Source organism: Paraburkholderia sp. EG287B (assembly GCF_040965595.1).
In the GTDB taxonomy this organism is placed as follows: domain Bacteria; phylum Pseudomonadota; class Gammaproteobacteria; order Burkholderiales; family Burkholderiaceae; genus Paraburkholderia.
On record NZ_JBFRCG010000010.1, the window covers coordinates 18,411 to 44,324 of the forward strand.

Sequence of the window (25,914 nt, forward strand, 5' to 3'; positions counted from 1 at the left end):
CCTGAAGGCTGCGCGCTCACTGTATTGACAGGCCGGTACCGCCCGGCCTGTATCGTCTTCGGTTTGGCGACGCTGAGCGTTGGCTGACACGGCGGGAATGCGAGACGACGCTCCGTCGTCGTCTGGCGACCGCGTGCCCCCGCCAGGGATTCGCCCGGCTCAATTCGCACGCACCTCCGTCACAAACGGCAAACGGTGCGCCGCCGTTCCCACGGAATATGAAGTGGGTCTTCGCCAGGCGCGCTCACGCACGCCGGCAGATGACCGACGACTGAACGATTCGTCGAAGGTCATCACACTCGGCTCCTGGCTCATGGCGAACGAAAATAAGGGGCGGCTGACTGTAGTCGCGCTTCCACGGGTCCGATCTCTGACAGCCATTCTTGCACCGAGGCGAGAACGCGATACGGCGCTCGACGCCCACCCACCTTCCTCTCGTCGATATTGACCTCAGTCTCTGCAGAAGCGTCGGGCTTCTGGTGCTCCGGGCAGCCGACCACGCGGGGCTTGCGGGTGCGCGCAGTCAGCCGGCAGCGCTGCCAAAGGCGCGCGGCCACCCGCGCAGTGGGCTTCCGATTGGCGAATTTTTCCCGCGTCTTGACGAGTCCCACGGATTTCGCCGGTAACCGACGAATCGGCCGGTCGCAGCGAAACTCGCTGAACTCTATCCGCTATTGGCCCCGGTGGCATACCGGCTGTGACTGACGTCGACCCGGGCACCACCGCCTTGTGTGGCGCCGTCGCGGCGAGCAGCAGACCACCCTCAGACGAGCTGGTTTGAGCCTTCCTGGTTCGGTCGCCGACGGGTAGTCAACCCCGTCGCGCGGGCGCACCATCAAAGCGCCGACACCCTCAACCTGGAACTTTCCCTGGCGCTTCTGCAAGGCCGAATTTATATTTTCATCTTGCAACTATTTTTCTCTGTAACTAATATGGCATCGGGTCGGGTACAGGAAGCGACCACGGCAGGCGCGTCACGAAACGTGTCTGGTGCAGCGCCGGCTGCTGACACAATTGCGGCCGCGCGAAGAAGGATGGAGAAGTGAGTGAGCCATACCGGGTTTGCGAGAACAATAACTAAAGAAATACTTAAATTGCTGCCTCCGGAACGAACGCATCGCACCTTCCGGGCTGTCGCAACTTTGCGCCGTTGATCACCGTGGATGTAAGCGCTAAGGCAATGTTCGGGTGTCCAAAATATATAAAAAGGAACGCTCGTAGCGGGCCTCCCATGTTTCGTTTCGCTGGAGAAAAATATGTTGTCTCTTAAGGCTATCAAGTACGCGGTACCGACCGTCACTTTTGTTCTTGCCGCTTTCAGCGCGCAGGCGAACGAAGTCGTGAAGATCGGTGTTGCAGGTCCTTTGACCGGAGCTGAAGCACACCTGGGGAAGGACGTGGAGAACGGTGCACGTCTGGCGATCGAAGATCTGAACCATCAGGGCGTTGTCATCGCCGGCACCAAGGTGACTTTCGAGTTGGTGTCGGAGGACGACCAGGGTGATCCGAAGACCGCGGTCCAGGTCGCCCAGAGACTGGTCGACGAAGGCGTGAAAGGTGTCGTCGGGCATCTGAGCTCGGGGCCGACCATAGCTGCGTCGCGTATCTATGCAAGCGCGGGAATCCCGCAGGTCGCGACAGCGGCGACGAATCCTCTCTATACGTCGCAAGGCTTTCCTACGACGTTTCGCCTGATGGCGAATGACCATCAGCAGGGCGCAACGCTGGGAGCATTTGCACAAAAATTGGCAGGGAAGGGAGTGGTTGCCATCGTCGACGATCGTACCGCGTACGGACAAGGACTCGCAGACGAGGTCGCGAAGTATCTTGACGTACATCACGTTCCGGTCGCCGACCGTGAGTACACAAATGAACAGGCCGTCGAGTTTTCATCGATCCTGACCAAGATAAAGGGGGCGAGCCCGACCGTCATCGTGTACGGAGGCGCCGACGCACAGGCTGGTCCGATGGTGCGCCGCATGAAGACGCTCGGCATCAATGCAGCCTTTATCGGCGGGGATGCAGTCTGCACCGGCAACTGGGACACGCTCTCGAGTGGCGCGGCAGAAGGCCAGTACTGCACCGAAGCGGGCGCTCCGCATTCTGCGATGCCGAAGTATGGTGAATTTCAGGATCGCTTCCAGAAGGCCTACGGGAAGATTGTCGCGTTCGCCCCTTATTCCTACGACGCCGTAATGATTCTTGCGAAGGCGATGCAGGACGCCAATTCGACTGACCCGAAGGTGTATCTGCATGCACTCGCCAAGGAAAAATACGACGGCATCACCGGGCATATCCAGTTCACCCCCACTGGTGATAACGCGAATGGCACCGTGGTGGTCTACAAGATGGTGAAGGGCGAACTTACGCCGGTCACCCAGTAGCACTCTGCGCGGCAGGAAATGGAAGTCGCCGTCGCCCGCCTAATTCAGTCCGCGGGCATCGCTTGAGTCCCCGTCGCGAGGCGGCGGGGACGAAATCATACGGCAAAGGGAGTGGCGTCGTGGCTGTGAAAAGGTTGCGCTGGGGATGCTCTGAACATCACCGCGTCGTTTTGATCTGGACTATCCATCATGATGAAGATTGAAAATAGCGCGGCGCCGTACGCCCGCGCCGTTTCGCCTTACGTCATAGGGCTGTCGACTTCCGAAGTCGCACAAAGAATCTCGGTCCCCGCTGAACAAATCATCAGACTGTCGTCGAACGAGAATCCGCTGGGGACACCACCGGGTGTGGCGGAGGTAATAAGAGAGCAGATCAGCGCGCTGAATCGATTTCCGGATAACGACGGCTGCAGGCTGAGGCAGGTACTCGCGGCTCGATTCGCGATACCAGAAAGCTGGATAACGCTCGGTAATGGGAGCAACGAAATACTCGAAATGGCAGTTCGCCTTTTCGTCGAAAGAGGAGAGACGACAGTTTCATCCCAGTTCGCCTTCTCAGCGTACCGGCTTGCGACCACGGCTATCGGCGGCCGCAACATCGTAGTTCCGGCAAAAGGGTATGGTCATGATCTGGAGGCCATGCGCCTTGCAATCGCTGGCAACACAAAGGTGCTGTTCATCGCCAATCCCAACAACCCCACCGGAACATTCATCCCTCGCGCAGAGATAGAGTCATTCTTGAGCGATGTGCCTCGTCGGGTCCTGGTAATTCTAGACGAGGCTTACACGGAATATCTCGCCGCGGGTGACGCATATGACGGAATTTCCCTGGTTGAAAAGTTCCCGAACTTGCTCGTTTGTCACACGTTCTCGAAAGCCTTCGGTCTTGCTGGCATCAGGGTCGGGTTCGGCGTTTCGCAACCGGAGGTGAGTGCACTGCTAGACCGCATCCACCGACCATTCAGCGTCAACAGCCTGGCTCAGTCAGCTGCGGTCGCTGCGCTGAACGACGGGAACTTTCTGCGCAAAACGGCAGAAAGCAACGCGCAAGGCATCACGCAGTTGACTGCCGGTTTCGACGCAATCGGCTTGCGCTACATCCACCCGCACGGCAACTTCGTTTGCGTTCGCGTAGGAGACGCAGGGGGAGCGACGAAAGTGTTCGACAGCTTGCTCGCGCGGGGTGTCATCGTGAGACCGGTGGCGGACCACGGCCTGCCTGAATGGATCCGCGTGACGGTCGGGACGGAGAATGAAAATCGAATCTTCCTGCAGGAACTTGCAGCCTCGCTAACTTGACCTTGGCAATTGCGCCAGGCATCCACGCTCATGGCGGCAATGCCGGCTTTTTGGGTTTTGATGGCGGCGATTTTCTGACGCCGTCTGAATCCGTTCGTTGATCTCACGAGTGGGTGGAAGCGTCGACGGAAAGCCCACATAAATATAATTAGGGGTGCAAATGAAATAGACGCCTGCGGACAGATGATTCCAGTCTGTTCCGAGAAAATGTATGTCGATTATAAAAGCTTTCAAACATCCAATTATTGGAGATCAAATGAAAAAGTCCTCGGTTATCGCAATTTCTCTCGCTGGAGCCTTTTCCGTTCCGGCATTCGCGCAGAATAGCGTCACGCTGTACGGCATCATCGATGCCGGTATTACCTACACGAACAACGCGGGCGGCCACAGCCTCTGGCAGGCTCAAAGCGGTATCGCGCAGGGTAGTCGCTGGGGTCTGAAGGGTACGGAGGAACTGGGCGGCGGCACGAATATCATCTTCCAGCTCGAAAGCGGTTTTAACGCGTTCAATGGGGCCCTTGGCCAGGGCGGCCTCCTGTTCGGCCGTCAGGCATACGTCGGCGTCACGAACGCAACATGGGGTACTTTGACACTCGGTCGCCAGTATGACCCGATTGTCGACATCGTTCAGCCGACGACGTTCAATGGCCAATGGGGCGCGCTGTACTCGCATCCGAGCGACATCGATAACACGGACAACGGATTCCGCGTGAACAACGCGGTCAAGTACGTGACGCCGACACTGATGGGCTTCAGCGCGGAGGCAATGTACGCGTTCGGAGGCGTTGCTGGCAGTTTCGGTCAAAAGAGCACCATCGCGGCGGGCGCGAGTTACTCCAACGGGCCGTTGTATGTTGGCGCGGCGTACTTCTACGCGAAGAACCCGGCGACGCAATTCCAGGACGGGAATTTCCAGCCGAACGGGATTCCGGGCGTCTCGAACGGAGAGGGCGCATTCGGATACGTCGGCTCGCCGAGCAACATGCAGGTTATCGGCGCAGGCGTGACGTACACGATCGGGCAGGGGCAGGTCGGGCTCAACTACACCAATACCCGCTTTGATGACGCCAGCGGTGTGGCTGGCAATACGGTCACGTTCGACAACTACGAAATCTGGGGCCAGTACCACCTGACGACTGCGGTCACGCTCGGTGGGGGGTATACATTCACGGAGGGTAAGGTCGATTACAACGGCGCGCGGCCGAAGTACAACCAGTTCAACCTCGTGGCCGACTACCTGCTGTCCAAGCGTACGGACGTATATCTGACTGGTGTTTACCAGAGATCGTCCGGCGGGGCGAACGCCGCAATCTACCAGGGCCTTGCAGGCGCCGAGTCGAGCACAACGTCCCAGGTGCTGGCACGTATCGGCATCCGCCACAAGTTCTAACGGTCGCGACGACGTAACGGGGCTGACGCGATCATCACTGCGGCTACGCAGATTGCAGTTGGGTTGCAGCAAAGCGAAAGCCTTGCTGCAGCATAAGCGTAGTCCGTGTCGGCGCTGGTCGCCGCAGTCGGACGCATGCTGGGCGTCACGTTTCAGATGCGATCGTGTGGACGGCGACGCTGCGACGGGGCAACGGCGGCAGAGACGCGCGATTGCTCGATGTAACGAACTTGTGGAACGGTGTCTGGTGCAGACCCTAATGTAATCCGACGACTGTCGGCCCAACATTTACGAGGGTAACCTGCGGACATATACCTTCGTTGGAGAAAGCAATGGGCGTTGAAATCGTCGGTTGGGCACATGTTCCGTTCGGAAAGCATGACGCACTGAGTCTGGAAGACTTGATCGTGCATGCCGGCCGTGAAGCCATCGCGAGTGTCGATGTTCCTGCAGATGCGGTGGACGGCATCTGGATCGGCAACCTGAATGGTGGTTTTGTTCCGGATATCTTTGCGTCATCGCTTGCGCTCAATTGCGATAACGGGCTTCGCTGGAAGCCCGCGGTGAGGCTCGAAAATGCGTGCGCCTCGGGGTCTGCCGCAATCTACGGAGCCTGTGACGCGATCGAGGCTGGGCGGGCGAGAATCGCTCTTGTAATCGGCGCCGAAAAGATGACGTCGGTATCCGGACCTGAGGTTACGCGCATTCTTGGCGATTGCGGGTATTCGGGGGAGGCCGGAAATCCGCCCGGTGGGTTTCCTGGCATCTTCGGCAGCATCGCGATGGACTACTTTCGTGATTACGGCGACCAGTCGGTGGCGCTGGCGAAGATCGCGGCCAAGAACCACGCGAACGGTGCGGTCAATCCATGGGCGCACATGCGCCGCGATCTCGGCTTCGATTTCTGCAACACCGTTTCAGAGAAGAATCCCATCATCGCGCCGCCCTTGCGTAAAACGGATTGCTCGCTGGTATCCGACGGCGCAGCCGCATTGATTCTTGCGTCTACCGATGTGGCCGCCGATTTCCCTCGGTCGGTCGCGTTTCGATCCCGAGTGCAGGTCAATGACTACCTGCCCCTGGCGCGGCGTCGAGCCGTGGAGTTCCTGGGTCCCCGGAGGGCGTGGAAACAGGCCCTGGAGGTCGCCGGCTGCGCAATCGATGACATCTCGTTTGCTGAGGTGCACGATTGCTTCACAATCGCCGAACTGCTGAGTTATGAGGCGATGGGACTCGCGGCTGCCGGACAGGGCCATCGTCTGCTCGAGGATGGGGTGGTGATGCGGGACGGGCGACTCCCTGTCAATGTATCGGGCGGACTGAAGGCGAAAGGACACCCCATTGGTGCCACCGGCGTTTCCATGCACGTGCTCTCGGCCATGCAACTTACCGGGCAGGCAGGCGAGATGCAGTTGCCGCATCCAGAACTCGCCGGTGTTTTCAACATGGGTGGGGCAGCCGTGGCGAGCTACGTCAGCGTTCTGGAGCGCACTCGCTGACGCGTCGCAGCCGGAGGGGGGGCGCTAGCGTTCTCCTCTGAATGGCTATGTCGATGCGCGTGTGGGGCTAGGAGTTCACACGGTACCCATCCTAATTTAATAGTACTACGAAAGAAATATCACACGACACCAAGCCAGCCGACTTGTGAATGGTCCCCGGTACTTCGATCTATGAGTCACGGGAATCGCTGGCGAGTCTTTAATGTAGCCCCGACAACTCCCGGCGTTTGGGAGCGTGGTGAATCTTGTGTGGCGGGACTGGGCGCGGTTCCGGCACGGCGGTTACGCGGAGAGAATTATGCAAGATGAAAACGGCATGTCCGGAACCCTGAAAAAGCAGCTTGGTAACCGGCACATTCAACTTATAGCGTTGGGTGGCACGATCGGGACCGGTCTGTTCCTGGGATCCGCTGGTGTGCTCCAATTGGCGGGCCCATCGATGCTCCTCGGTTACGGCATCGGAGGTGTAGTGGTCTTCCTGATCATGCGATTCCTTGGGGAGATGCTTGTCGAGTCGCCGGTGTCGGGATCATTCAGTCATTTCGCCGGAGAATATTGGGGAAACTTCGCTGGTTTCTTTTCCGGGTGGAATTGTTGCGTGCTGTACATCCTTGTGAGCATGCTCGAACTCACAGCCGCCGGGAAATTCATCCAGTTCTGGTGGCCGTGGATTCCGACGTGGGCTACGGTTGCGTTCTTCTTTGTCGTGATCAACGGCCTGAATTTTGTGAACGTGCGGCTCTATGGGGAGACGGAATTCTGGTTCGCGATGGTTAAGGTCGGCGCAGTGGTGGCAATGATTGTGATGGGCGCATTCCTGCTGATTACAGGTTCGGGCCACGCCACCGTAAGCAACCTTTGGAAGGCCGGCGGCTTTTTCCCGAATGGCGTTCAGGGGCTTGTCATGGCCATGCCGTTTATCGTCATGTCTTTCGGCGGTCTCGAAATGCTGGGGTTCACCGCTGCTGAGACAGAGAACCCGACGAGGACGATTCCGAAGGCGATCAACCAGGTCCTGTTTCGTGTGCTGATCTTCTACGTTGGCTCGATGCTGGTTCTGCTGTGCCTGACACCGTGGACCGACCTGGTCGCATCGCTGAACGCTCAAGGCGGGACTTTTAGCAATAGCCCGTTTGTCATGATCTTCTCGGTTCTTCACTTCAAGTTCACCGCAGATATTTTGAACTTTGTGATCCTTACCGCTACCCTGTCTGTGTATAACAGCATGGTCTATTGCAACAGCCGACTTCTCTATGGGATGGCCAATCAGGGCCACGCCCCGAAGTCACTGCAGCGCGTGAACGGCCGCGGCGTGCCGGTGGCGGCAATCCTTCTTCCAGGTGCGTTCACCGCAATCTGTATTTTGCTGAATTACGTAATGCCGGGTAGCGTCATCGAACTTCTGATTGCCCTGCTCACCGCGTGTTTGATATTCATCTGGGCGATCATCATTATTTCGCATCTCAAGTTTCGTCGCGGGATGCAAGCACGTGGGCAGCAGCCCCGGTTCAGGGCCTTGGCTAGTCCGGCAAGCAACTACGTATGCCTCGCGTTCCTGTGCGCCATCATCGGCGTCATGCTGTTCACTCCCGCCATGCGGCTGTCTGCGTGGGCCATGCCAGTCTGGCTTGCAGCCCTGTACGTGGTCTATTGCGCGCGGTCGCAGAGGGGGCAACGAGTTGATAGGGCACACACCCGCGCGGTGGCAACGTCCGGAAGTGCCGCGCTTCCGACCCAGGAATCGTGACGATCGGTCAATAGCGGCCAAGGCTCGTTCGGGACGAGTGACCTCCGCCTGGGGCGGTGCGATATGAGAGCGTGAAGCGGCGGTGGGTACCGGCACGAGATATGACCGGTGGCCGCGCCGCGATTCCATACCGCCTTGGGGTGGGGTTCGTTGCGAGGCTTCTTTCCGCGGTTGACCTTGAATGACTACGCGTCGTGAGTCATTGGCGTAGTCGTTATCCGGTTCAGAAGACCATTGGAATTGGTGCGACTTTCACGAAGGGGATACCGAAGTGGACGCGTTTCCACACACTGCAATCGAATGGATCAAGCGACTGGTTTCTTATGACACGGTCAGCCGCAATTCGAACCTTGCACTCATTGAATCAGTCCGCGACGATCTGGCCCGGGCGGGTGTTCATTCAACGCTAAGTTATGACCCTTCCGGAGCGAAGGCGAACCTCTTCGCCACCATCCCGGCGTGGAACGGTAGCGTTCAGGGGGGAATTGTTCTGTCGGGGCATACGGACACCGTCCCTGTGGACGGACAGGCCTGGGACTCGGATCCGTTCAAGGCAGAGATCAGGGAGGGACGGCTTTACGGGCGCGGTACGTGTGACATGAAAGGATTCATCGGAGCAGCGCTGTCGCTTGTCCCCACGATCCAAAAGACGGAACTCAAGCAGCCGATACACTTCGCCCTGAGTTACGACGAAGAGCTCGGCTGCGTCGGCGCTCCTGTCATGCTCAGGGACCTTGTGGCCCGAGGTGTGAAACCTGATGGTTGTATCGTTGGTGAGCCGACGTCCATGCGGGTCATCGTCGCCCATAAGGGCGTAAATACCTGGCGCTGTTGCGTCGAGGGGCATTCTGCCCATTCGTCGCTGACGCCGCGTGGCGCCAACTCAATCGAATATGCGGCAAAACTCATCTCTTTCATGAGGGATCTTGTCGATGCCATGAAAGTGGATGGTCCGTTCGATAACGACTTTGACGTCCCGTTCAGCACCGCGCAGGTAGGAACCATTCGTGGCGGCATGTCGGTCAACACGATTCCGCAGAGTTGCGAGTTTGAATTTGAATACCGCAATCTCCCTGGCGTCGATCCTGCTGAATTTTTTGGGAGGATCGAGGACCACGTTGAGAGGACGCTTCTACCCAGGATGCGCGCGGAGCACCCTTCGTCAAATGTGCGGTTCGTCCAGCTGGCGAAAGCGCCTTTCCTTGAGGCACAGGAAGAGGCGGCTGTCACGCGGCTTGTTCGCGCGTTGTCGAACGACAGATTACATCGGAAGGTCGCATATGGCACAGAAGCTGGCCAGTTTCAGGAGGTCGGTATCCCGGCGGTGATCTGTGGGCCAGGAGACATCCAGCAGGCACACAAGCCAAATGAATTCGTCGAGGTAAGTCAGGTCGCCGCCTGCGTCGATTTTCTGACCAGGGTAATCGGCAGCATTGCGCGCCAGGACTGCGATGCCGGCTCAACTGTAGAAGGATGATTAACGATCATGCAGAACGGCTTCGCGAACAGTCCTGCGTTAGAGCGTGATGCACCAGCGGCGTGGCGCATCATCATCCCCGCCTCCCTGGGCAATGCGTTGGAATGGTTCGACCTCGTGGTTTATGGCTTTTTCGCCGTGACCATCAGCAAGCTTTTCTTCCCAACGGGCAGCAGCGGAGTGTCGCTGCTTCTGGCATTGGGCACGTTCGGCGTATCGTTCTTCATGCGGCCGCTTGGCGCGATTGTGCTTGGTGTCTATGCGGACAGGGCTGGCCGCAAAGCGGCATTGATGATGTCCATCACGCTCATGATGGCTGGGACGCTTCTGATAGCGCTGCTTCCGACGTATTCGAGCATCGGGTTGTGGGCGCCCGCCGGCATGGTAGTGGCACGGATGATTCAGGGTTTCTCCGCAGGTGGAGAGTTCGGCAGCGCCACGGCATTCCTTGCCGAGCATGCACCTCGCAGGCGCTATTTTTACACCAGCTGGCAGGTCGCGAGTCAGGGCGTTACAACACTGCTGGCTTCCGGGTTCGGCGCTGTATTGAATGCGACGCTAAGCCCGGAGCAGATCAGTAGCTGGGGGTGGCGCACGCCTTTCGTTTTCGGCTTGCTGCTAGGGCCTGTCGCTTACTATATCCGACGGAACGTCGACGAGACCCCGGAGTTCGCACGCGGTGAGCAGACGATCACTCCGTTGGCAGAAACGATGAAGAGCGATCGGAAGCGGCTGCTGTATGCCGTTGGGGTGGTGGTACTGGCGACAGTCGCGACTTACTTCGTCCTCTACATGCCGACATACGCTGTACAACGACTCGGTATTGCGCCCCTTGGAGCTTTCCTCGCAACGCTTGCCGCAGGAATGACGCAGTTTATCGTCGCCCCCGTTGCCGGCAGGATTGCTGATCAGCGTGGATGCCTCGGGATCATGAGCTGGTCGTCGATGTTGTATCTCTTGCTTGCTTATCCGCTGCTTGTTTTGCTGAAGGCCCATCCCAGCGTCGTCATGATGCTGTCGGTGGAAGTCGTCCTCGGCGCGCTTGTAGCCACATATTTCGGCGTTCTGCCCGGACTCCTATCTGATCTTTTCCCCACGAGAACCCGCTCGACCGGACTTTCGCTTGCCTACAGCATCGCTGTCACGATCTTTGGCGGCTTTGCGCCATTCATTATCACGTGGCTCATACAGACGTTTCATAGTGATCTCGCGCCCGCATATTACGTGACGGTCGCAGCTGCGGTCAGCCTGGCGACGGTCAGCATGCTCCGCGCTCGCGGCGGGAGGAGCTGGGTAGCCGCGGACGTGTGACTGTCTCAGGCGGGGCCGTCTGTCGGCGGTGGCCGGATGTTCGCTGTGTCCGGCCGGTAAGAGTTCCGGATTCGGACCGGTGCGGGACGGCAGGTGGTGCAGACGCAGATATTTTTCCTTCATTGTGAAATAATTACAGCGCCGACCACTACCAGCCACAGCTCATGCGCGCTCCGACAGAATCCACCAGGCTCGATCTTGATTCCTGGCTGCCCTACCGTTTTTCGTTCATCGTCAATCATGTGAGCGCGAAGCTGCATACGTTCTGTTATGACAGGTTCGGAATGTCAGCGGCGGCGTGGCGCGTGATGGCGCACCTCGGGAACGCCCTGCAGCCCATGTCGGCGAAAGACGTTGCAGAACGGGCGGCAATGGATAGCGTCAGCGTGACGCGGGCCCTCAACCAGCTGGAGGATCTGGGACTGCTGAGCCGAAAAATTGACACCGAAGATCGCCGCCGGGTGACTCTACGGTTGAATAAAAAGGGACTCAGTGCCTATGAAGAGATCGTTCCACTGGCGATCCAGCTTGAAGACGAACTTCTCGCAGGCCTGTCCGGGGAAGAGCGTGCGGCGTTGGTCAAGCTTTCCCTTCGGGTGTGGCGAAACGCAGAAAACGTAACTTAAGCCGCAGGGCCGCTGCCAGCCGGCTCAAGCTTTCGGCCGCCGAGGCCGATGCCCGGGTTTGTCCCAATGATTTCCTATTTCAATAATTTCATTTTGAAGCTAATATGCCTCTATGAATCGCCGGGTCGATGTGGGCGGTGAGAGGCGTCGTTGGTTCAGCGTCGGCGCACCACTGGCCGTCGACGGGAATCGGGTTGCACACGGTCCAGCTTTGCGCAGGACCCACGCACGAAGCGGTTGACTGAGTGTGCCCCGCGGCCGCGAGGCCAAGACCTCGAAAGCGGGGCGCAGATGTGTTCCGTTCTGGACGTCACGCGCCGTAGCAGCCGCCCGGCGTTCGCATTACAGGCTGATCAGTGTTCGGACGTTCCGTGAAGCGGGCGTTCGGGCGGTTTTATGCCGAACTCAATATTTTTCAGGAGATTTCTTTGAAACTTGCGACGCTTCGCGACGGCACTCCAGATGGCAAGCTGGTGCTGGTCGACACCACCCGGAAAACCATGTGCGCGGTCCCGGAGCACGCCGCGACGTTGCAGCAGGTGCTTGACCGGTGGGATGCGGTCGCGGCGCCGCTGAGCGACGTTTACCGACGTCTGTGCGCGAACGAAGTCGACGGCATCCAGCCGCTCGATTTCGATGAACTCGTTGCCCCGCTGCCGCGCAGTTTCCAGTGGCTGGACGCCAGCGCGTATCTGCGCCACGTGGAGCTCGTCCGACGCGCGCGCGGCGCTGGAATGCCGCCCTCCGCGCTTACCGACCCGATCATGTACCAGGGAGTCTCGTCCCCCTTCCTTCCGTGGAACGGGCCCATAGAGGTGCTGGGCTCGAACTGGGGGACGGACTTTGAGGCCGAACTGGTCGTCGTGACGGGCGAGATCGCCGCAGGTGCGTCGAAGGCGGAGTGTGCCCAGGCAATCAGGCTGATCGGACTGGCCAACGACATTTCGCTACGCGGCCTGATTCCGGAAGAGCTGGCCAAGGGCTTCGGCTTCATTCATGGCAAGCCGCCGACCGCGCTGGGCCCGCTCTTTGTCACGCCAGACGAGCTGGGTGATCAGTGGGACGGTGAGCGAGCCCATCTGGAACTCCGCGTGTCGCACAACGGCACGACGGTAGGGAGCCTGCAGACGGGGGAGGACATGCATTTTTCGTTCGCCGATCTGATCCATCACGCGACCCGCACGCGCCCCCTTTGCGCCGGGACCGTGCTGGGTGCCGGGACGGTTTCGAACCAGCGTGAAGGCTCGGGTTACGGCTGTATCGCCGAGCGACGGGCCGTCGAAATGATTGGCGGCGTCACCCCTCTGGCGTCCTTTCTCGTCGATGGCGACATCGTGCGGATTGAAGCGTTTTCTAACCGCGGGAACAGCGTGTTTGGTTGCATCGAACAACGCGTACACCATGCCGCAACCTGACTGGCTGTGAATCTAATGGAAAATACACATCTGCTCGAGATCGTCGAGCCGTACGAAGGCGATCCCATCCTTTCGCTCAATGACGCTTTTAACCGCGATCCGCGGGAGGGGCGCGTGAACCTGAGCGTCGGCGTCTACTTTGACGACGCTGGGAGAATCCCGGTCATGGAGGCAGTGCGCCACGCCGAGACTGCCCGACTCGGCACCATTGGGCCGCGGCCGTATCAGCCGCTCGAGGGGGCGCTGAATTACCGCGCTGCCGTCCAGGTCCTCGTTTTCGGTGCTGCGCATGAGGCCGTGGAGTCGCGACGTATCGCGACAGCGCAGACTCTTGGCGGGTCTGGCGCGTTGCGCCTTGGTGCGGATTTTCTGCACCGTTACTTCCCCAAGAGCGGTGTCTGGATCAGCAATCCGTCCTGGGAAAACCATCGCGCGATCTTCGAGGCTGCCGGGTTCCCCGTCCAAACCTACCCGTACTTTGACGCGGTCACGGGCGGACTCGACTTCGACGGCATGATGGGAACGCTGTGCGAGCTCGCGCCCGAAAGCATCGTGGTTCTCCACGCTTGCTGTCACAATCCGACCGGCGTTGACCTTACGCGCGAGCAATGGGCAAAGGTGTTCGCCGTCGTCGCCGAAAGGCGGCTGATACCCTTTATCGACATGGCGTATCAAGGTTTCGGTGCGGGGCTGGACGACGACGCCTGGGCCGTTCGTACCCTCGCTGACGCCCGTCAGGGCGGTCGACCGATGCCGATGTTCGTCGCCAACAGCTTCTCGAAGAATTTCTCGCTCTACGGCGAGCGCTGCGGTGCGTTGAGCGTGGTCTGTGCGGACGAAGATCAGGCGCAACGTGTGACCGGCCAACTGGCATCGACTGTCCGTCGTATCTACTCCGGACCGCCAACGCATGGCGGGCAGGTGATTGCCTCCGTGCTGAACTCGAACGAACTGCGCGCCGAGTGGCAGGCCGAGCTCGACGCCATGCGCGGTCGTATCAAGCGGATGCGAAGCGAACTGCACGACGGCCTGCAGAAGGAACTGCACAAGCGTGGCGCGGAGGACAGGGCTGCAAACCTTCTTTCGAGTCTGATCGAGCAGCGCGGCATGTTCAGTTACACCGGGCTTTCTGCGCAGCAGGTAGACACGCTGCGCGACGAGTACGCGGTCTATCTGGTGCGTTCCGGTCGACTCTGTGTGGCTGGTCTTAACGACGGCAATGTCGGCCGCGTTGCAGTCGCAATGGCCAATGTAGTGACCGCGCAGCTTTCCTGACGCGAATATACAGAATCGGCTGACCGAAAGGCGGGCGGGCAGAGTGCATCCGTGTATCGGATTGGGCACCGCCCAACCGCCAAGCGTTATCGACTCCTGGGGCGCGCAGCCCCACGAGAAACGCTTGACAAGGAAGGTCCAATAGCCAACACTTAGTTTCAATATGAAACTATTTCAATGTGTATAAAAGGGTGAATTCATGCGATTTGTGAAATTTGAGGGCCAGGCCCCGCGCCAGGCACATACCGGCATCCCGCAGGGCGTATACGAACGAGAAATGGGCAAGGCTGGCTTCGATGGCCCGGTCTCGCACATCTATCAGGCTCATCCTCCGACGGCCTGGTTGCGTTGGGAAGGCGTGCTTCGCCCGCGCGCCTTTACGACCAAGCGCCTCGCAGGCGTCGTGCCGTCGCTTTGGGACGCGCCTGTCCTTGCCCGCAGCGCGTCGTTCGAAATGCGCTTCTGGCGGCACGATACGAATTCGGCTTTGTGCCGCAACGCAGACGGCGATCTGTTCCTGTTTGCCCATGTCGGTGGTGGCGTCATTTTCAGCGACTTCGGCTCGCTCGACTTCGAAGCGGGTGACCTCGTGTACTTGCCGAAGGGCACCGCATGGCGCGTGGAGCCGTCGACCGTTTGCGAGTGGTTGTCAATCGAGTCGGCGCAGCCGTTCGGTATCCCCGATCGCGGTCTGCTGGGTCAACACTCGCCATTTGATCCAGGCGTGCTTGAGTCGCCGAAACTCGATGAGCGCTACGCGAAGCAGCGCGAGCAGAGCGAGTGGCCGATCATGGTCAAGCGACGCGGTCAAATTTCGACCGTAGTGTATCCCTTCAACCCCCTTGATACGGTCGGCTGGAAGGGAAGCTTGAGCGTGATCAAGCTCAACTGGCGCGATATCCGTGCTGTGGCGAGCCACCGTTACCACGTGCCGCCAACCGCGCATTGCGCGTTCGCTTCTGCGTCAGTCGCGATCTGCGTTTTCACGCCGCGGCCGATCGAGTCGAGTGCCGATGCACTGAAGGTACCGTTCTTTCACTCGAACGACGACTACGATGAATTCGTTTTCTTCCACAGTGGTCGGTTCTTCAGCCGCGACAGCGCTGAGCCGGGCGCCCTGACGTTCCACCCGGCCGGCGTCCCTCACGGTCCGCACCCTCAGGCGTTCCGCAATGCTGAGCAGCGCGCGGGGCAGATAGCTGAAGAAGTGGCGCTGAACATCGACGTGGCCGAACCCGTCGAGATCGTCGCACCGCCGGCAATGGAATTGCACGAATACGCGGACTCGTGGCGTGGCTATCTTGAGCAGGAAGTAGCCGAAGCGGGTGCAACGATGGCCGAGCGGGCTGAACAGTAAAGCATTTGACGAAACTGGAAAAACTATCAGGAGCATTGGCATGACCGACTTTATCCCCACTACCGAAATCTGCTTTGTCGAATTCGCCGTGGCCGACGCCGCCGCGCTGGACGCACAGCTTCGCGCGATGGGTATGACGCTCGTTGCGCGTCACCCGTCGCGTGCGCTGACGCTCTATGCCCAAGGCAAGATCCTTTTCATCGCAAACGCTGAGCCGGATACGCACGCGAGCGCGTTCGCTGCAGTGCACGGCAACAGTGTTTCGGCAATCGGCATTGGCGTTCCGTCGTCCGCGCAAGCGCTTGTTGCCGCTGCGCAGGTAGGCATGGGTCGCCACGACGGTCCGCTGCGTCAAAGTTTCGATGCACCCGCGCTCGGCGGGATCGGCGGCAGCCTGCTGTACCTCGTTGACGATGCCGCTATGGGTGCCATCCTGTCAGGCTTTGGGGACGTGAAGCCGGCAGTGGGTGCAGGCCTGGGACGCGTCGACCACATTACCCACTGCGTTGCCGAGGGGACCATGGGCCGCTGGGTAGCGTTTTACGAGCTTCTGTTCGGCTTCCACGTGTGTTTTGAACTTGAAGCGCGTGGCGAGCGTACCGGGTTCCGTACGCAAGCTGTCAAGAGTCCGTCGGGCGGCGTAGTCGTCACGGTGCTCGAGCCGACGGAACCCGCGTCGCAGATCCAGGAGTTCATCGACGAGTACCACGGCGAGGGCATCCAGCACATGGCGCTCTCGACCGACGACATCTACGCAAGCGTTGCCACTCTGCGCGCGAATCGTGTGGACTTCCTCAAGACGCCGGACACTTACTACGACGGGCTGGAAGCACGCGTGCCGGGGCACGGCGAACCGGTGGACCGACTCAAGCAGCTCGGCATCCTGCTCGATGGCAGTGACAAGGGCGAAGCTCCCGGCGAACCCGGTGGAACCCTGCTCCAGATCTTCACGAAGAAGATGATCGGTCCGATTTTCTTCGAGATCATCCAGCGCAAGGGTAACGAGGGTTTCGGCAACGGCAATGCCAAGGCTCTGTTCGACGCCATCGAAAAAGAGCAGGTCGCGCCGGGCGCGAACTCGTAAGTACCGGTTGTCGGCCTCGTACCTTGACCAACGAGGCCGCCCCAACGCCATGCCTCCGGGTAGAAAACCTGAGGCGTGGCATCAAACACAGAACGGAGCGCTGCGCCCGTAGAGCCGCCTGGCAGCAAGTTCCATCTTCGACAGAGCGCCCGTCTGCAGCCCATTCCCTCGGGCGGCGCCATGCATTTCGTCTATGTGGCGTCAATGTGCGAATCGCATCGGAATTGCAGCAGCGCCAGACAGCTATGGCCCATGGAACAGCGCCAGACCCGGCACTTTGCGGAAAGTCGGAAAGTCGTGGCTTTGTGTTGCTCCCCCTGAATTCTCAACAAATAGATCGCTAAAACTGTAGTGCGACTGTCCCGCCCGATGGAGAGGTAGAAATGGCGAGAGGGCGCCCAATAGGGCAAATCGTGATGAGCCTCCAGGATCGGGAGGCGCTTCAATCGATGGCGTCATGCGACGACGTCAAGCCATCCATCGCACTTCGCGCAAGAATTGTTCTCGCATGTGCCGACGGTCTGGACAACAACTCGGTGGCGAGGATCTACAGCGTGGACGCACACACTGTTTCAAAGTGGCGTAACCGCTATATGAACTGCGGGATCACCGGATTGCTCGATATGCCCAGGAGCGGTGCGCCGCGGAAGATTGAGCCTGCGAAGGTCCTCGCGGTAGTTGAAAGCAGTGCTGGCGCGCCCGGTAAGACACTGAGCATCCGCGGCGTCGCGCGCGAGTCCAACGTCTCGCCTTCGAGCGTCGCGAGAATCTGGCGAGCCTCGGGGCAAGCGGCGGCACGCCCCGCTCACAAGGCGATGCACCAATCGTCGCACAACCCAGATTCGCAAGCTCGCAGCGAAGCGGATAGTTCGCATGGTGGGAGCTCCGCGGACCTGACGCTCGCCTTTCATATGGCGCCGGTCGGCCTGCTCGTGTCTACGCGGCGCACGATCGTGTCGTGCAATGAGGCTTTCAGCAAAACGTTCGGCTATTCACTGGGTGAGCTCTCTGGACGCTCTCTGGAGTGTCTCTACCCGTCTCACGACGAATTTCAGCACATTGGTGAACGCGCGGTGTTGGCCATGCGTAAGACCGGGTTTTACTCGGACGAGCGCATCATGCGGCGAGTCGACGGGAGCCTCTTCTGGTGTCACGTCTCAGGACGTTCAATTGACCACAATGATCCGTTTGCGTCGGCGATCTGGTCTTTCGAAGATATCTCTGCAGTTCGACGGGTCGTAACGGAACTCACTCAGCGCGAGCGAGAAGTTGCCCAGTTACTCGTAACCGGTAGGAGCAGCAAGCAGATCGCCCGCGATCTCCGTATCAGTCACCGAACTGTCGAGGCTCATCGCGCACGGCTCATGCGCAAATATGGCGTCGCTACAGTTGGCGAACTCATCGGTAGGTTGGTTGGTGGCCATTGGAAAGACGATTGAGACTGCTGAATAACGAAACGAATTTGCGGTGCAGTTTCAGTGTAGACCCCAGGGTAATCGGCCGAATGGCAAATCGCACGGCAAGAAGGCATTGTTCTCCCATACAACGACTTGGCTGCCGTTAGTCCGGGTGGTAAGGATCTGGTGTTGGCGAGACCTGCAGCAAAAGGCGAGAACAATTGCACCACTCTCTCAAGTGGCCAGGCGGGTAATCCCCCGTCGGATAACTTGCTGGGATACGGATACGTTTGAAGGATCGGCTCAGCCTCGGTGATCTTCAGCCTGTAGCAAGGCATTCGAAGCGCGGACGTTGATGTAACGAATGTTCGATCGGAAAACATTCTTATAAACGAGGAGACAACGATGAGCCCGAGTGACTCGGTGGCAGACCCGACGTCCGGTCAATCCGCTTTCGCCGCACATGCAGGCGCTTCCACGCGCGGGAAATTATTTCGGATTGTATTTGCAGGGTCGCTGGGAACCTGCTTCGAGGCGTACGACCTTTTCCTCGTTGGCACTCTGGCGGCCGTGATGAGCAAGCAATTTTTTTCCGGGGTGAATCCAACCGCTGCACTGATTTTCACCTTGCTCGGCTTTGCGTCGGGATACCTGGTCAGGCCACTGGGCGCGATTTTCTTTGGCCGCATCGGGGACCGGATGGGACGTAAGCGTGTCTTCCTTATCACAGTGGCGCTCATGGGCATGGCGACATTCATGATCGGTCTGCTGCCGACTTACGCGGCCGCGGCCTTCCTTGCGCCGGTCTTGTTTGTGTCTTTGAGGCTCGTTCAGGGGTTTGCGCTCGGCGGCGAAGCCGGTGGCGCGATGGTGTATGTCGCTGAGCATGTTCCGGAAAACCGACGCGCATTTCTGACGTCGTGGGTTCAACTCGCCCCGGTAGTTGGTCTGCTCCTGTCTCAAGTGGTGGTCCAGGCAACGCGTGCGGTGGTTGGGCCGGCTGAATTTCTTGCATGGGCGTGGCGTGTTCCCTTTTTCCTCTCGCTCGGGCTCGTTGCACTATCCGTCTGGGTGCGTACCCGCATGGGCGAATCGCCAGAATTTGAGCGCCTGCGAAGCGAAAATAGCGTTTCGCGTGCGCCGCTCAAGGAAGCACTCACCGGCCGCCGCAACGTTTCAGCTATGACATGCTCGCTGCTTGCGTTATGTCCCGGCGCGGCGGTCGCATTCTACTGTGCGTTTTTCTACACACCATTCTTCCTTACCGAAGTCCTTCGCATTGGTCCTGACACGACGAGCCTGCTGACGATTGGCGCATTGCTGGTGTCGATGCCGTTCTTTATCGTGTTCGGCGCGTTGTCGGACCGGCTCGACCGGAAACTCGTCATTTGCGCTGGTTTCGTCCTCGTGGTCCTCGGTTATCCCGCCATTTATCACGGTCTGGCTCACTTTGGAAACGCTGCGTTGGAGCGCGCCTCTGCGGCCTCTCCCGTCGTTGTGATTGCGGACCCCAACGATTGCTCGACGCAGTTCAACGTGATTGGCACATCAAAGTATCGTACCTCGTGTGACGTGGCAAAAAGCGCACTGGTACGTGCGGGGATTAGCTATACAAATAAGGCAGGTGAGCCGGGCATGCCTGCAGTCGTCAAGGTGGGCGAGCAAACCATCCAGTCGTACGCCGCTGACACGCAGGGTTCGGCTGCGCGGGCTGCCGCACTTTCTACGTCACTGGCCGCTGCTCTCGATGCCGCAGGGTATCCGCGCAAAGCCGATGCTGCACAGGTCAACCGCCCGATGTTGCTGTTGCTGATGAGTGCGCTCGGCATTCTTGCCGCGATGACGTTTGGTCCCCTGGCTGCGGCAATGACCGACCTTTTCCCACCGCGGGTGCGCTTCACGGCACTCTCGCTGAGCTATCACATCGGATTCGGCTGGACGGGAGGCTTCCTGCCCGCTGCAGCATTTGCGATCGTTGCGGCGAGCGGCGACATGTATGCAGGCCTGGCGTACCCGCGAGTCGCTGCGCTTGTCGGCGCCGTCCTTATTCTGCTGTTCGCGTTGGCTGCCCGCGCACAAAGATTGAGCTGCGCACGCTGACAGGAATCACGCCGGTCGCGCATGGATGATGCCAGGCACGCCGAGGATGTGGACTACCTCGTGCACGGGAATGTGGAAATTGTAGGGAGTTGAAGGTGCAAGGTAAGTACCAACACGAAAAGTTCGAATTCACGCGCCCCGCCGAGCTGAACGGGGTGCAGGGCAAGCCCTACCCGGTCGTTGTGGTTGGTGCCGGCCCGGTCGGACTTACGACAGCAATCGATCTTGCAGTTCAAGGGAAACCCGTTCTTCTTCTCGACGATGACTTCACCGTCTCGATTGGCTCGCGCGGCGTGGCATATGCGAAGCGCTCACTTGAAATCTTTGACCGGCTCGGCTGCGGCGAACAGATGGTACGAAAGGGCGTATCGTGGAATGTCGGCAGGACCTTCTTCGGTGAAGCGGAAGTATTCAACTTTAACCTCTGCCCGGAGCCAGACCACCATCGGCCGGGCATGATTAACCTGCAGCAGTACTACCTGGAGGAATTCCTGCTTCGGCGTGCCCGTGAACTGCCAAACCTGGAGATCCGTTTCGGCAACAAGGTAACCGGCGTCACTCCACACGACGATTCCGTTACTTTGCAGGTGGAGACGCCGGCGGGCGACTACACGCTGGAGACCGGGTGGCTCGTGGCCGCAGATGGCGCGCGCAGCCCCATCCGGGTCATGCTCGGACTGGACATCGAAGGCAAGGTTTTCAAGGACCGGTTCCTGATTGCAGATGTTGTGATGAAGGCAGACTATCCCACGGAGAGATGGTTCTGGTTCAATCCGCCATTTCATCCCAACCAGTCGGCGCTGCTTCACCGTCAGGCGGACAACATATGGCGGATCGATTTCCAGCTCGGCTGGCAAGCAGATCCGGAAGAAGAGAAAAAGCCGCAGAACGTGATTCCACGGATCAAGGCGATGCTGGGCGACGAACGGGAGTTCGAGCTCGACTGGGTGAGTGTCTACACGTTCCAGTGCCGCCGCATGCGTCGCTTCAACCACGGCAGGATTCTCTTCGTCGGCGACTCGGCACATCAGGTGTCGCCTTTCGGTGGCCGGGGTGCGAATTCGGGCATACAGGACGCCGATAACCTGGTCTGGAAGCTCGCGCTCGTTATGGACGGCAAGGCACCGCCTTCACTATTGGACGCCTATACCGAAGAGCGCGGACAGGCTGCCGACGAGAATATCAAGAACTCGACGCGTTCGACTGACTTCATTACGCCCAAGAGCAATGTTAGCAAGGCGTTTCGCAACGCCGTGCTGGAGCTCGCTGGGCAGTACGCTTTCGCACGGACCATGGTGAACTCGGGTCGCCTTTCCGTGCCAACCATCTTGGAGCAGTCCAGTCTCAACACACGGGATTCAGATACTTTCGCCGGCAGGATGATTCCAGGCGCTCCGATGGCGGATGCGCCGGTCATCGACGGGAACCACACATGGCTGCTTGAGGCATTCGGGGGCTGCTTCGCGCTTCTCTACTATGCGGAGTCTGCGTCGGACCTGAAAGCCGCAACGGTTCAGGCACTGGCAGACCTGGGTCATGGAAATATCCCGGTGCGTGCGGTCGTAGTCGCCAACGGCGAGGGCGTTTGCTCCGAGATACGCACACTGATCGACTTGAATGGGCGCGTTCGTGAGCGATACGATCTCCTGCCAGGGAGTGCTTACCTCATCCGGCCCGACCAGCATGTCGTTGCGCGCTGGCGCCAGCTCGATCCAGCCAAGGTGCGCGCCGCCGTCGACCTTGCCACATGCAACGCCTGAAGGACACGAGAATGGCCTTGATGACTGACCCGAACTTTAACGAACTCGGTAAGCGATTCTTTTATTCGTTCGTGCCGGGCGATGATTTCTACGAAGCGCTGATGGAGGCCCATCGGGAACTCACGGACGAGGAAAGCTTGGCGTTGAACGCCAGGCTGATTCTCGTTCTGGCGAATCACATCGGTGACCTGTCCGTTCTCCGCGAGGCCCTTGTCGTCGCGAGCGGCTATGGGCGCCCGGGCAGCGATATTGTGCCAGCGAAGTGACTCCAATGATCGAAAGTGCAAGTCACCCGATGGAGGCGGAATGGAAGCTCGTTGAATTCGTGCGGGGCTTTCAACTGCGGGACGCTCCAGAACACGCAGTCGCAGTCGTGCGGAACATGTTGCTGACGACGATTGGCACCGCGATCGCCGGCGCGTCGGAGGAGGGGTGCGAGGCCATCCTGCAGTTCGTGAAACAGCGAGACGGGGCAGGACGGGCTTCCGTATTCGTGTATGGCGACGCCGTGTCGGCAGGTGGTGCTGCGTTGGTGAACGGCGTGATGTGCCGCGCGCTCGACTTTTGCGATGCGATGGCACCGGGCCTCCATATCGGATCGTCACTTGTTCCGGCAGCCTTCGCAGCAGTCGAGCTTGCCGGAGGCTGCTCGGGCCAGGATTTCCTTGCTGCGCTGGTAGTCGGAGCGGAGCTTGCCTCGCGCATGAATCTTACTGAGGCGATGTACGCCGGCGCAGATCCCACGGGCGTGGCTGGCGTGTTTGGCGCAACTGCGGCGGTGGCGAGAATACTGAAGCTCAACAGGCAACAAACTGTCCATGCGCTGGGATTGGCATTCAACCGGGCGGCCGGTAGTTTCCAGAGCAATATCGACGGTTCTTTGGCCGTTCGACTGATACAAGGCTGGGTGGCCGAATCAGGCGTTGTTTGTGCACAACTGGCCCAGCTCGGTATTACGGGGCCGAAGCGTTTCCTTTCCGGCGTATACGGGTATGCGCACCAGTTTGCCAAGCGCAATCGCAAACCGGAAGAATTTGTGGAAGCACTCGGAGGACAGTATCGACTGGTACACACCGTCTTCAAGAAATATCCGAGCTGCGGTCTTACCCAAGGCGTTACCGAACTGGCCCTGCGTGCTCGTAATGAACTCGGCGTCGAGCCAGGGAGCATCCGCAGGATTGAGGTCATGCTGCCGCCCTACGCTTTTCGGCTCGTCGGGCACGATTTCGAACTCGGCGACAACCCACGAGTGAATGCCCAATTCAGTGCGAAATATTGCGTCGCAAATGCAATGCTACGGGGCTCCTCCGAGTTAGGTCATTTTACGAAGTCAAGTATTGCGAATCCTGAGTTACTCGCGTTCATTGATCGGATTGAAGTGATATCTGTCGAGGCCATGCAGGAGCGTCATCACACCGCTGTTGATATGTATATCGAAACCAGGAACGGTAGATCCTGGAGCACGGCGCTCGAAATTGCACCTGGATTTCCGGGTAATGCCCTGCGGGAGGAGAACCATCTCGAACGCTTTACAAGCTGCATGCGCTACGCCAACCGCGGGCTTTCTCAGCAGAAGATAGACCAACTGATGCACAGCGTTCTTGCAATTGAAGAGCAATCCGATGTCCGGGAAATACTTCCCCTGACGCGGGAATATCGAAGCGTCGCATGATCGCGTTGAACCTCTGGCGTGAATGCGTCAATCGGGCAGGAATGGCCGCATAGGCACTGCCCGGACCTGATTATTGTTGAAAGTGAGATCACAGAGATGAGCAAAGTATTCCCGAGCGCAGTTGCCGCGCTCAATGGCATAGTCGCGGACGGCCAGACGTTCGCCGTTGGCGGCTTCGGGCTGTGCGGCATTCCCGAAGCCCTGATCGCCGCATTGCGCGATACGGGCGTGAAGGGCATTACCTGCATCAGCAACAACGCAGGCGTCGACGGCTTTGGTCTTGGCGTACTGCTGGAGACGCGCCAGATCAAGAAAATGATCTCGTCCTACGTGGGCGAGAACAAGGAATTCGAGCGCCAGTATCTGTCGGGCGAACTCGAACTCGAATTCACGCCGCAAGGCACGCTGGCTGAAAAGCTGCGCGCAGGCGGCGCCGGCATTCCGGCGTTCTTCACGAATACCGGCTTCGGCACGCTGATCGCCGAAGGCAAGGAAACGCGCCAGTTCGGCGACAAGCACTATGTGCTCGAGCATTCGCTCACGGCAGACGTCGCGCTCGTGAAGGCGTGGAAGGCCGACAAGTCGGGCAACCTGATCTTCCGCCGCACGGCGCGCAACTTCAACCCGATGTGCGCGATGGCGGGCAAGATCACCGTGGCGGAAGTGGAAGAGATCGTCGAGAACGGCGCACTCGATCCGGACGCCATCCATACGCCGGGCATCTTCGTGCAGCGCATCGTGCTCAACGCGCACCCGGAAAAGCGCATCGAACAACGCACCGTGCGCGCCGCAGCTGGCGAACCCGCGGGCAACTGAGGAAGGAGACCGACCATGGCATGGAATCGTGACGAAATGGCCGCGCGCGCGGCGAAGGAACTGCAGGACGGCTTCTACGTGAACCTCGGCATCGGGCTGCCGACGCTCGTGGCCAACCACGTGCCCGCGGGCATGGAAGTGTGGCTGCAGTCGGAAAACGGCCTGCTCGGCATCGGCCCGTTCCCGACCGAGGACGAAGTGGACGCCGACATGATCAACGCCGGCAAGCAGACCGTGACGACGCTGGCGGGCTCGTCGATTTTCTCGTCCGCGGACTCGTTCGCGATGATTCGCGGCGGCCACATCAACCTGGCGATCCTCGGCGCGATGCAGGTGAGCGAGAAGGGCGACCTGGCCAACTGGCTGATCCCTGGCAAGATGATCAAGGGCATGGGTGGCGCAATGGACCTCGTGGCGGGCGTCGGCCGCGTGGTCGTGCTGATGGAGCACGTCGCGAAGGGCGACCAGCACAAGATCCTCGAAGCCTGCACGCTGCCACTCACGGGAGTACGCGTCGTTGATCGCATCATCACCGATCTCGGAGTGATCGACGTTACTCCGAACGGGTTGAAGGTGGTCGAGCTAGCCGATGGTGTGAGCGCTGATGAAATTCAGCGGAAGACCAGCGCGCAGCTAGACGTCACTTCGGTTCTTCAATCAGGTCCACGACAACAAGAATATGCGGCGGCGGACGCCAAGATTGGAGATCCCGCTTTCGATCCGCGGCATCTCTTTCGATAAAGGGAAACGTCACGCTCCAACTGACATAGCGGGAGTCTGCCGGACATGCCGTTCCCGGTTGATGGTACCTGTCGACGGGCGGCGCCACGGCGCGCCTGCCGATCCGAGTTGAGCACGTCCTCCATACGTTGGTTCGCATGCCCGTAACCGTGTTCGTTGAAAGCTGGTCGTCGGTTGACGAAGGAACTCGAAATTGCACCCGGGTTTCACGGGTAGCGCCCTGTCAGGGCGCACGCATCGGGAACGTTTCATTGATCCTGCACGTAGCGCAACCTGGCCCGATGCTGCAGGTTGTCCGGCTCATAGCGGCCGCCAGGACGATGAACGCAGGACGAGGCTCGCACTATCGACTTCGCGCGGGGCGGTCCGGACAGACGCGCGAAGTTTCCGGTCCTTGCCGGCACAGCGTCGGTACCGGTCAATTCCCTAGCCGTCAAATAACACGGAGACTCAGTATGGCAAAGGCATTCACTCCGCGCGAAGATCACGAGGCCAAAGTCATCCACGGGCACCGCCTTCCGTTCGATGGATCGCGGGCGTATCGCGAAGTGGGTGGCATCGCCC

Annotated in this window: 18 protein-coding genes and 1 pseudogene; all 19 read left to right on the forward strand. The window is 59.5% G+C overall.

What is annotated here, in order from left to right:
* The first annotated feature begins 1,256 nt into the window (after nucleotides 1-1,256).
* Entirely contained in the window at nucleotides 1,257-2,384 is a 1,128-nt protein-coding gene (locus AB4Y40_RS19065) for a branched-chain amino acid ABC transporter substrate-binding protein (RefSeq protein WP_368689094.1), read from the forward strand.
* Between the two features lie 189 nt (nucleotides 2,385-2,573).
* Nucleotides 2,574-3,683 carry a histidinol-phosphate transaminase gene (gene hisC, locus AB4Y40_RS19070; RefSeq protein WP_368689095.1) on the forward strand — a complete coding sequence of 370 codons (1,110 nt, stop codon included), beginning with the start codon at nucleotides 2,574-2,576 and terminating at the stop codon, nucleotides 3,681-3,683.
* A gap of 256 nt (nucleotides 3,684-3,939) precedes the next feature.
* Nucleotides 3,940-5,073 carry a porin gene (locus tag AB4Y40_RS19075; RefSeq protein ID WP_368689096.1) on the forward strand — a complete coding sequence of 378 codons (1,134 nt, stop codon included), beginning with the start codon at nucleotides 3,940-3,942 and terminating at the stop codon, nucleotides 5,071-5,073.
* 332 nt (nucleotides 5,074-5,405) lie between these two features.
* Nucleotides 5,406-6,572: an acetyl-CoA acetyltransferase gene (locus AB4Y40_RS19080; protein ID WP_368689097.1), complete on the forward strand. Its 1,167-nt coding sequence runs from the start codon at nucleotides 5,406-5,408 to the stop codon at nucleotides 6,570-6,572.
* Between the two features lie 298 nt (nucleotides 6,573-6,870).
* Complete coding sequence (locus AB4Y40_RS19085) at nucleotides 6,871-8,319, forward strand: amino acid permease (protein WP_368689098.1); 1,449 nt, start codon at nucleotides 6,871-6,873, stop codon at nucleotides 8,317-8,319.
* A gap of 271 nt (nucleotides 8,320-8,590) precedes the next feature.
* Nucleotides 8,591-9,796, forward strand: coding sequence for an acetylornithine deacetylase (argE, locus tag AB4Y40_RS19090; protein ID WP_368689099.1), 1,206 nt, complete (start codon nucleotides 8,591-8,593; stop codon nucleotides 9,794-9,796).
* 9 nt (nucleotides 9,797-9,805) lie between these two features.
* Nucleotides 9,806-11,107 (forward strand): MFS transporter, encoded by a 1,302-nt coding sequence (locus AB4Y40_RS19095; RefSeq protein ID WP_368689100.1) that lies wholly within the window; start codon nucleotides 9,806-9,808, stop codon nucleotides 11,105-11,107.
* 164 nt (nucleotides 11,108-11,271) lie between these two features.
* Nucleotides 11,272-11,733, forward strand: coding sequence for a MarR family winged helix-turn-helix transcriptional regulator (locus AB4Y40_RS19100; protein ID WP_368689101.1), 462 nt, complete (start codon nucleotides 11,272-11,274; stop codon nucleotides 11,731-11,733).
* A gap of 428 nt (nucleotides 11,734-12,161) precedes the next feature.
* Nucleotides 12,162-13,148 carry a fumarylacetoacetate hydrolase family protein gene (locus AB4Y40_RS19105; RefSeq protein WP_368689327.1) on the forward strand — a complete coding sequence of 329 codons (987 nt, stop codon included), beginning with the start codon at nucleotides 12,162-12,164 and terminating at the stop codon, nucleotides 13,146-13,148.
* A gap of 30 nt (nucleotides 13,149-13,178) precedes the next feature.
* On the forward strand, nucleotides 13,179-14,423 hold the full coding sequence (locus AB4Y40_RS19110) for an aromatic amino acid transaminase (RefSeq protein ID WP_368689328.1): 1,245 nt from the start codon (nucleotides 13,179-13,181) through the stop codon (nucleotides 14,421-14,423).
* Nucleotides 14,424-14,622: 199 nt separating this feature from the next.
* Nucleotides 14,623-15,780, forward strand: coding sequence for a homogentisate 1,2-dioxygenase (locus tag AB4Y40_RS19115; protein ID WP_368689102.1), 1,158 nt, complete (start codon nucleotides 14,623-14,625; stop codon nucleotides 15,778-15,780).
* The gene (gene hppD, locus AB4Y40_RS19120; RefSeq protein ID WP_368689103.1) at nucleotides 15,749-16,864 is read left to right on the forward strand and encodes a 4-hydroxyphenylpyruvate dioxygenase; all 1,116 of its coding nucleotides are present in this window, start codon (nucleotides 15,749-15,751) and stop codon (nucleotides 16,862-16,864) included. The genes AB4Y40_RS19115 and hppD overlap by 32 nt, the downstream gene beginning before the upstream one ends.
* Nucleotides 16,865-17,280: 416 nt before the next feature.
* The gene (locus AB4Y40_RS19125; protein ID WP_368689104.1) at nucleotides 17,281-18,303 is read left to right on the forward strand and encodes a LuxR C-terminal-related transcriptional regulator; all 1,023 of its coding nucleotides are present in this window, start codon (nucleotides 17,281-17,283) and stop codon (nucleotides 18,301-18,303) included.
* A 363-nt stretch (nucleotides 18,304-18,666) separates the two neighbouring features.
* Nucleotides 18,667-20,361 carry an MFS transporter gene (locus tag AB4Y40_RS19130; protein ID WP_368689105.1) on the forward strand — a complete coding sequence of 565 codons (1,695 nt, stop codon included), beginning with the start codon at nucleotides 18,667-18,669 and terminating at the stop codon, nucleotides 20,359-20,361.
* 95 nt (nucleotides 20,362-20,456) lie between these two features.
* Nucleotides 20,457-22,121: an FAD-dependent oxidoreductase gene (locus AB4Y40_RS19135; protein ID WP_368689106.1), complete on the forward strand. Its 1,665-nt coding sequence runs from the start codon at nucleotides 20,457-20,459 to the stop codon at nucleotides 22,119-22,121.
* A 20-nt stretch (nucleotides 22,122-22,141) separates the two neighbouring features.
* Nucleotides 22,142-22,387 carry a DUF2783 domain-containing protein gene (locus AB4Y40_RS19140; RefSeq protein WP_368689329.1) on the forward strand — a complete coding sequence of 82 codons (246 nt, stop codon included), beginning with the start codon at nucleotides 22,142-22,144 and terminating at the stop codon, nucleotides 22,385-22,387.
* A gap of 5 nt (nucleotides 22,388-22,392) precedes the next feature.
* The gene (locus AB4Y40_RS19145) at nucleotides 22,393-23,793 is read left to right on the forward strand and encodes an MmgE/PrpD family protein (protein WP_368689107.1); all 1,401 of its coding nucleotides are present in this window, start codon (nucleotides 22,393-22,395) and stop codon (nucleotides 23,791-23,793) included.
* Nucleotides 23,794-23,889: 96 nt separating this feature from the next.
* Entirely contained in the window at nucleotides 23,890-24,609 is a 720-nt protein-coding gene (locus AB4Y40_RS19150; RefSeq protein ID WP_368689108.1) for a CoA transferase subunit A, read from the forward strand.
* Nucleotides 24,610-24,624: 15 nt separating this feature from the next.
* Nucleotides 24,625-25,260: pseudogene (locus tag AB4Y40_RS19155) on the forward strand (CoA transferase subunit B); the annotation flags it as partial.
* Nucleotides 25,261-25,914: the final 654 nt, after the last annotated feature.

Bases quoted from the DNA above. Each gene is read 5' to 3' on its own strand.
- AB4Y40_RS19065 (WP_368689094.1), top strand. From the start codon at position 1,257: ATGTTGTCTCTTAAGGCTATCAAGTACGCGGTACCGACCGTCACTTTT.
- hisC (WP_368689095.1), top strand. From the start codon at position 2,574: ATGATGAAGATTGAAAATAGCGCGGCGCCGTACGCCCGCGCCGTTTCG.
- AB4Y40_RS19075 (WP_368689096.1), top strand. From the start codon at position 3,940: ATGAAAAAGTCCTCGGTTATCGCAATTTCTCTCGCTGGAGCCTTTTCC.
- AB4Y40_RS19080 (WP_368689097.1), top strand. From the start codon at position 5,406: ATGGGCGTTGAAATCGTCGGTTGGGCACATGTTCCGTTCGGAAAGCAT.
- AB4Y40_RS19085 (WP_368689098.1), top strand. From the start codon at position 6,871: ATGCAAGATGAAAACGGCATGTCCGGAACCCTGAAAAAGCAGCTTGGT.
- AB4Y40_RS19095 (WP_368689100.1), top strand. From the start codon at position 9,806: ATGCAGAACGGCTTCGCGAACAGTCCTGCGTTAGAGCGTGATGCACCA.
- AB4Y40_RS19100 (WP_368689101.1), top strand. From the start codon at position 11,272: ATGCGCGCTCCGACAGAATCCACCAGGCTCGATCTTGATTCCTGGCTG.
- AB4Y40_RS19115 (WP_368689102.1), top strand. From the start codon at position 14,623: ATGCGATTTGTGAAATTTGAGGGCCAGGCCCCGCGCCAGGCACATACC.
- AB4Y40_RS19125 (WP_368689104.1), top strand. From the start codon at position 17,281: ATGAGCCTCCAGGATCGGGAGGCGCTTCAATCGATGGCGTCATGCGAC.
- AB4Y40_RS19130 (WP_368689105.1), top strand. From the start codon at position 18,667: ATGAGCCCGAGTGACTCGGTGGCAGACCCGACGTCCGGTCAATCCGCT.
- AB4Y40_RS19140 (WP_368689329.1), top strand. From the start codon at position 22,142: ATGACTGACCCGAACTTTAACGAACTCGGTAAGCGATTCTTTTATTCG.
- AB4Y40_RS19145 (WP_368689107.1), top strand. From the start codon at position 22,393: ATGATCGAAAGTGCAAGTCACCCGATGGAGGCGGAATGGAAGCTCGTT.
- AB4Y40_RS19150 (WP_368689108.1), top strand. From the start codon at position 23,890: ATGAGCAAAGTATTCCCGAGCGCAGTTGCCGCGCTCAATGGCATAGTC.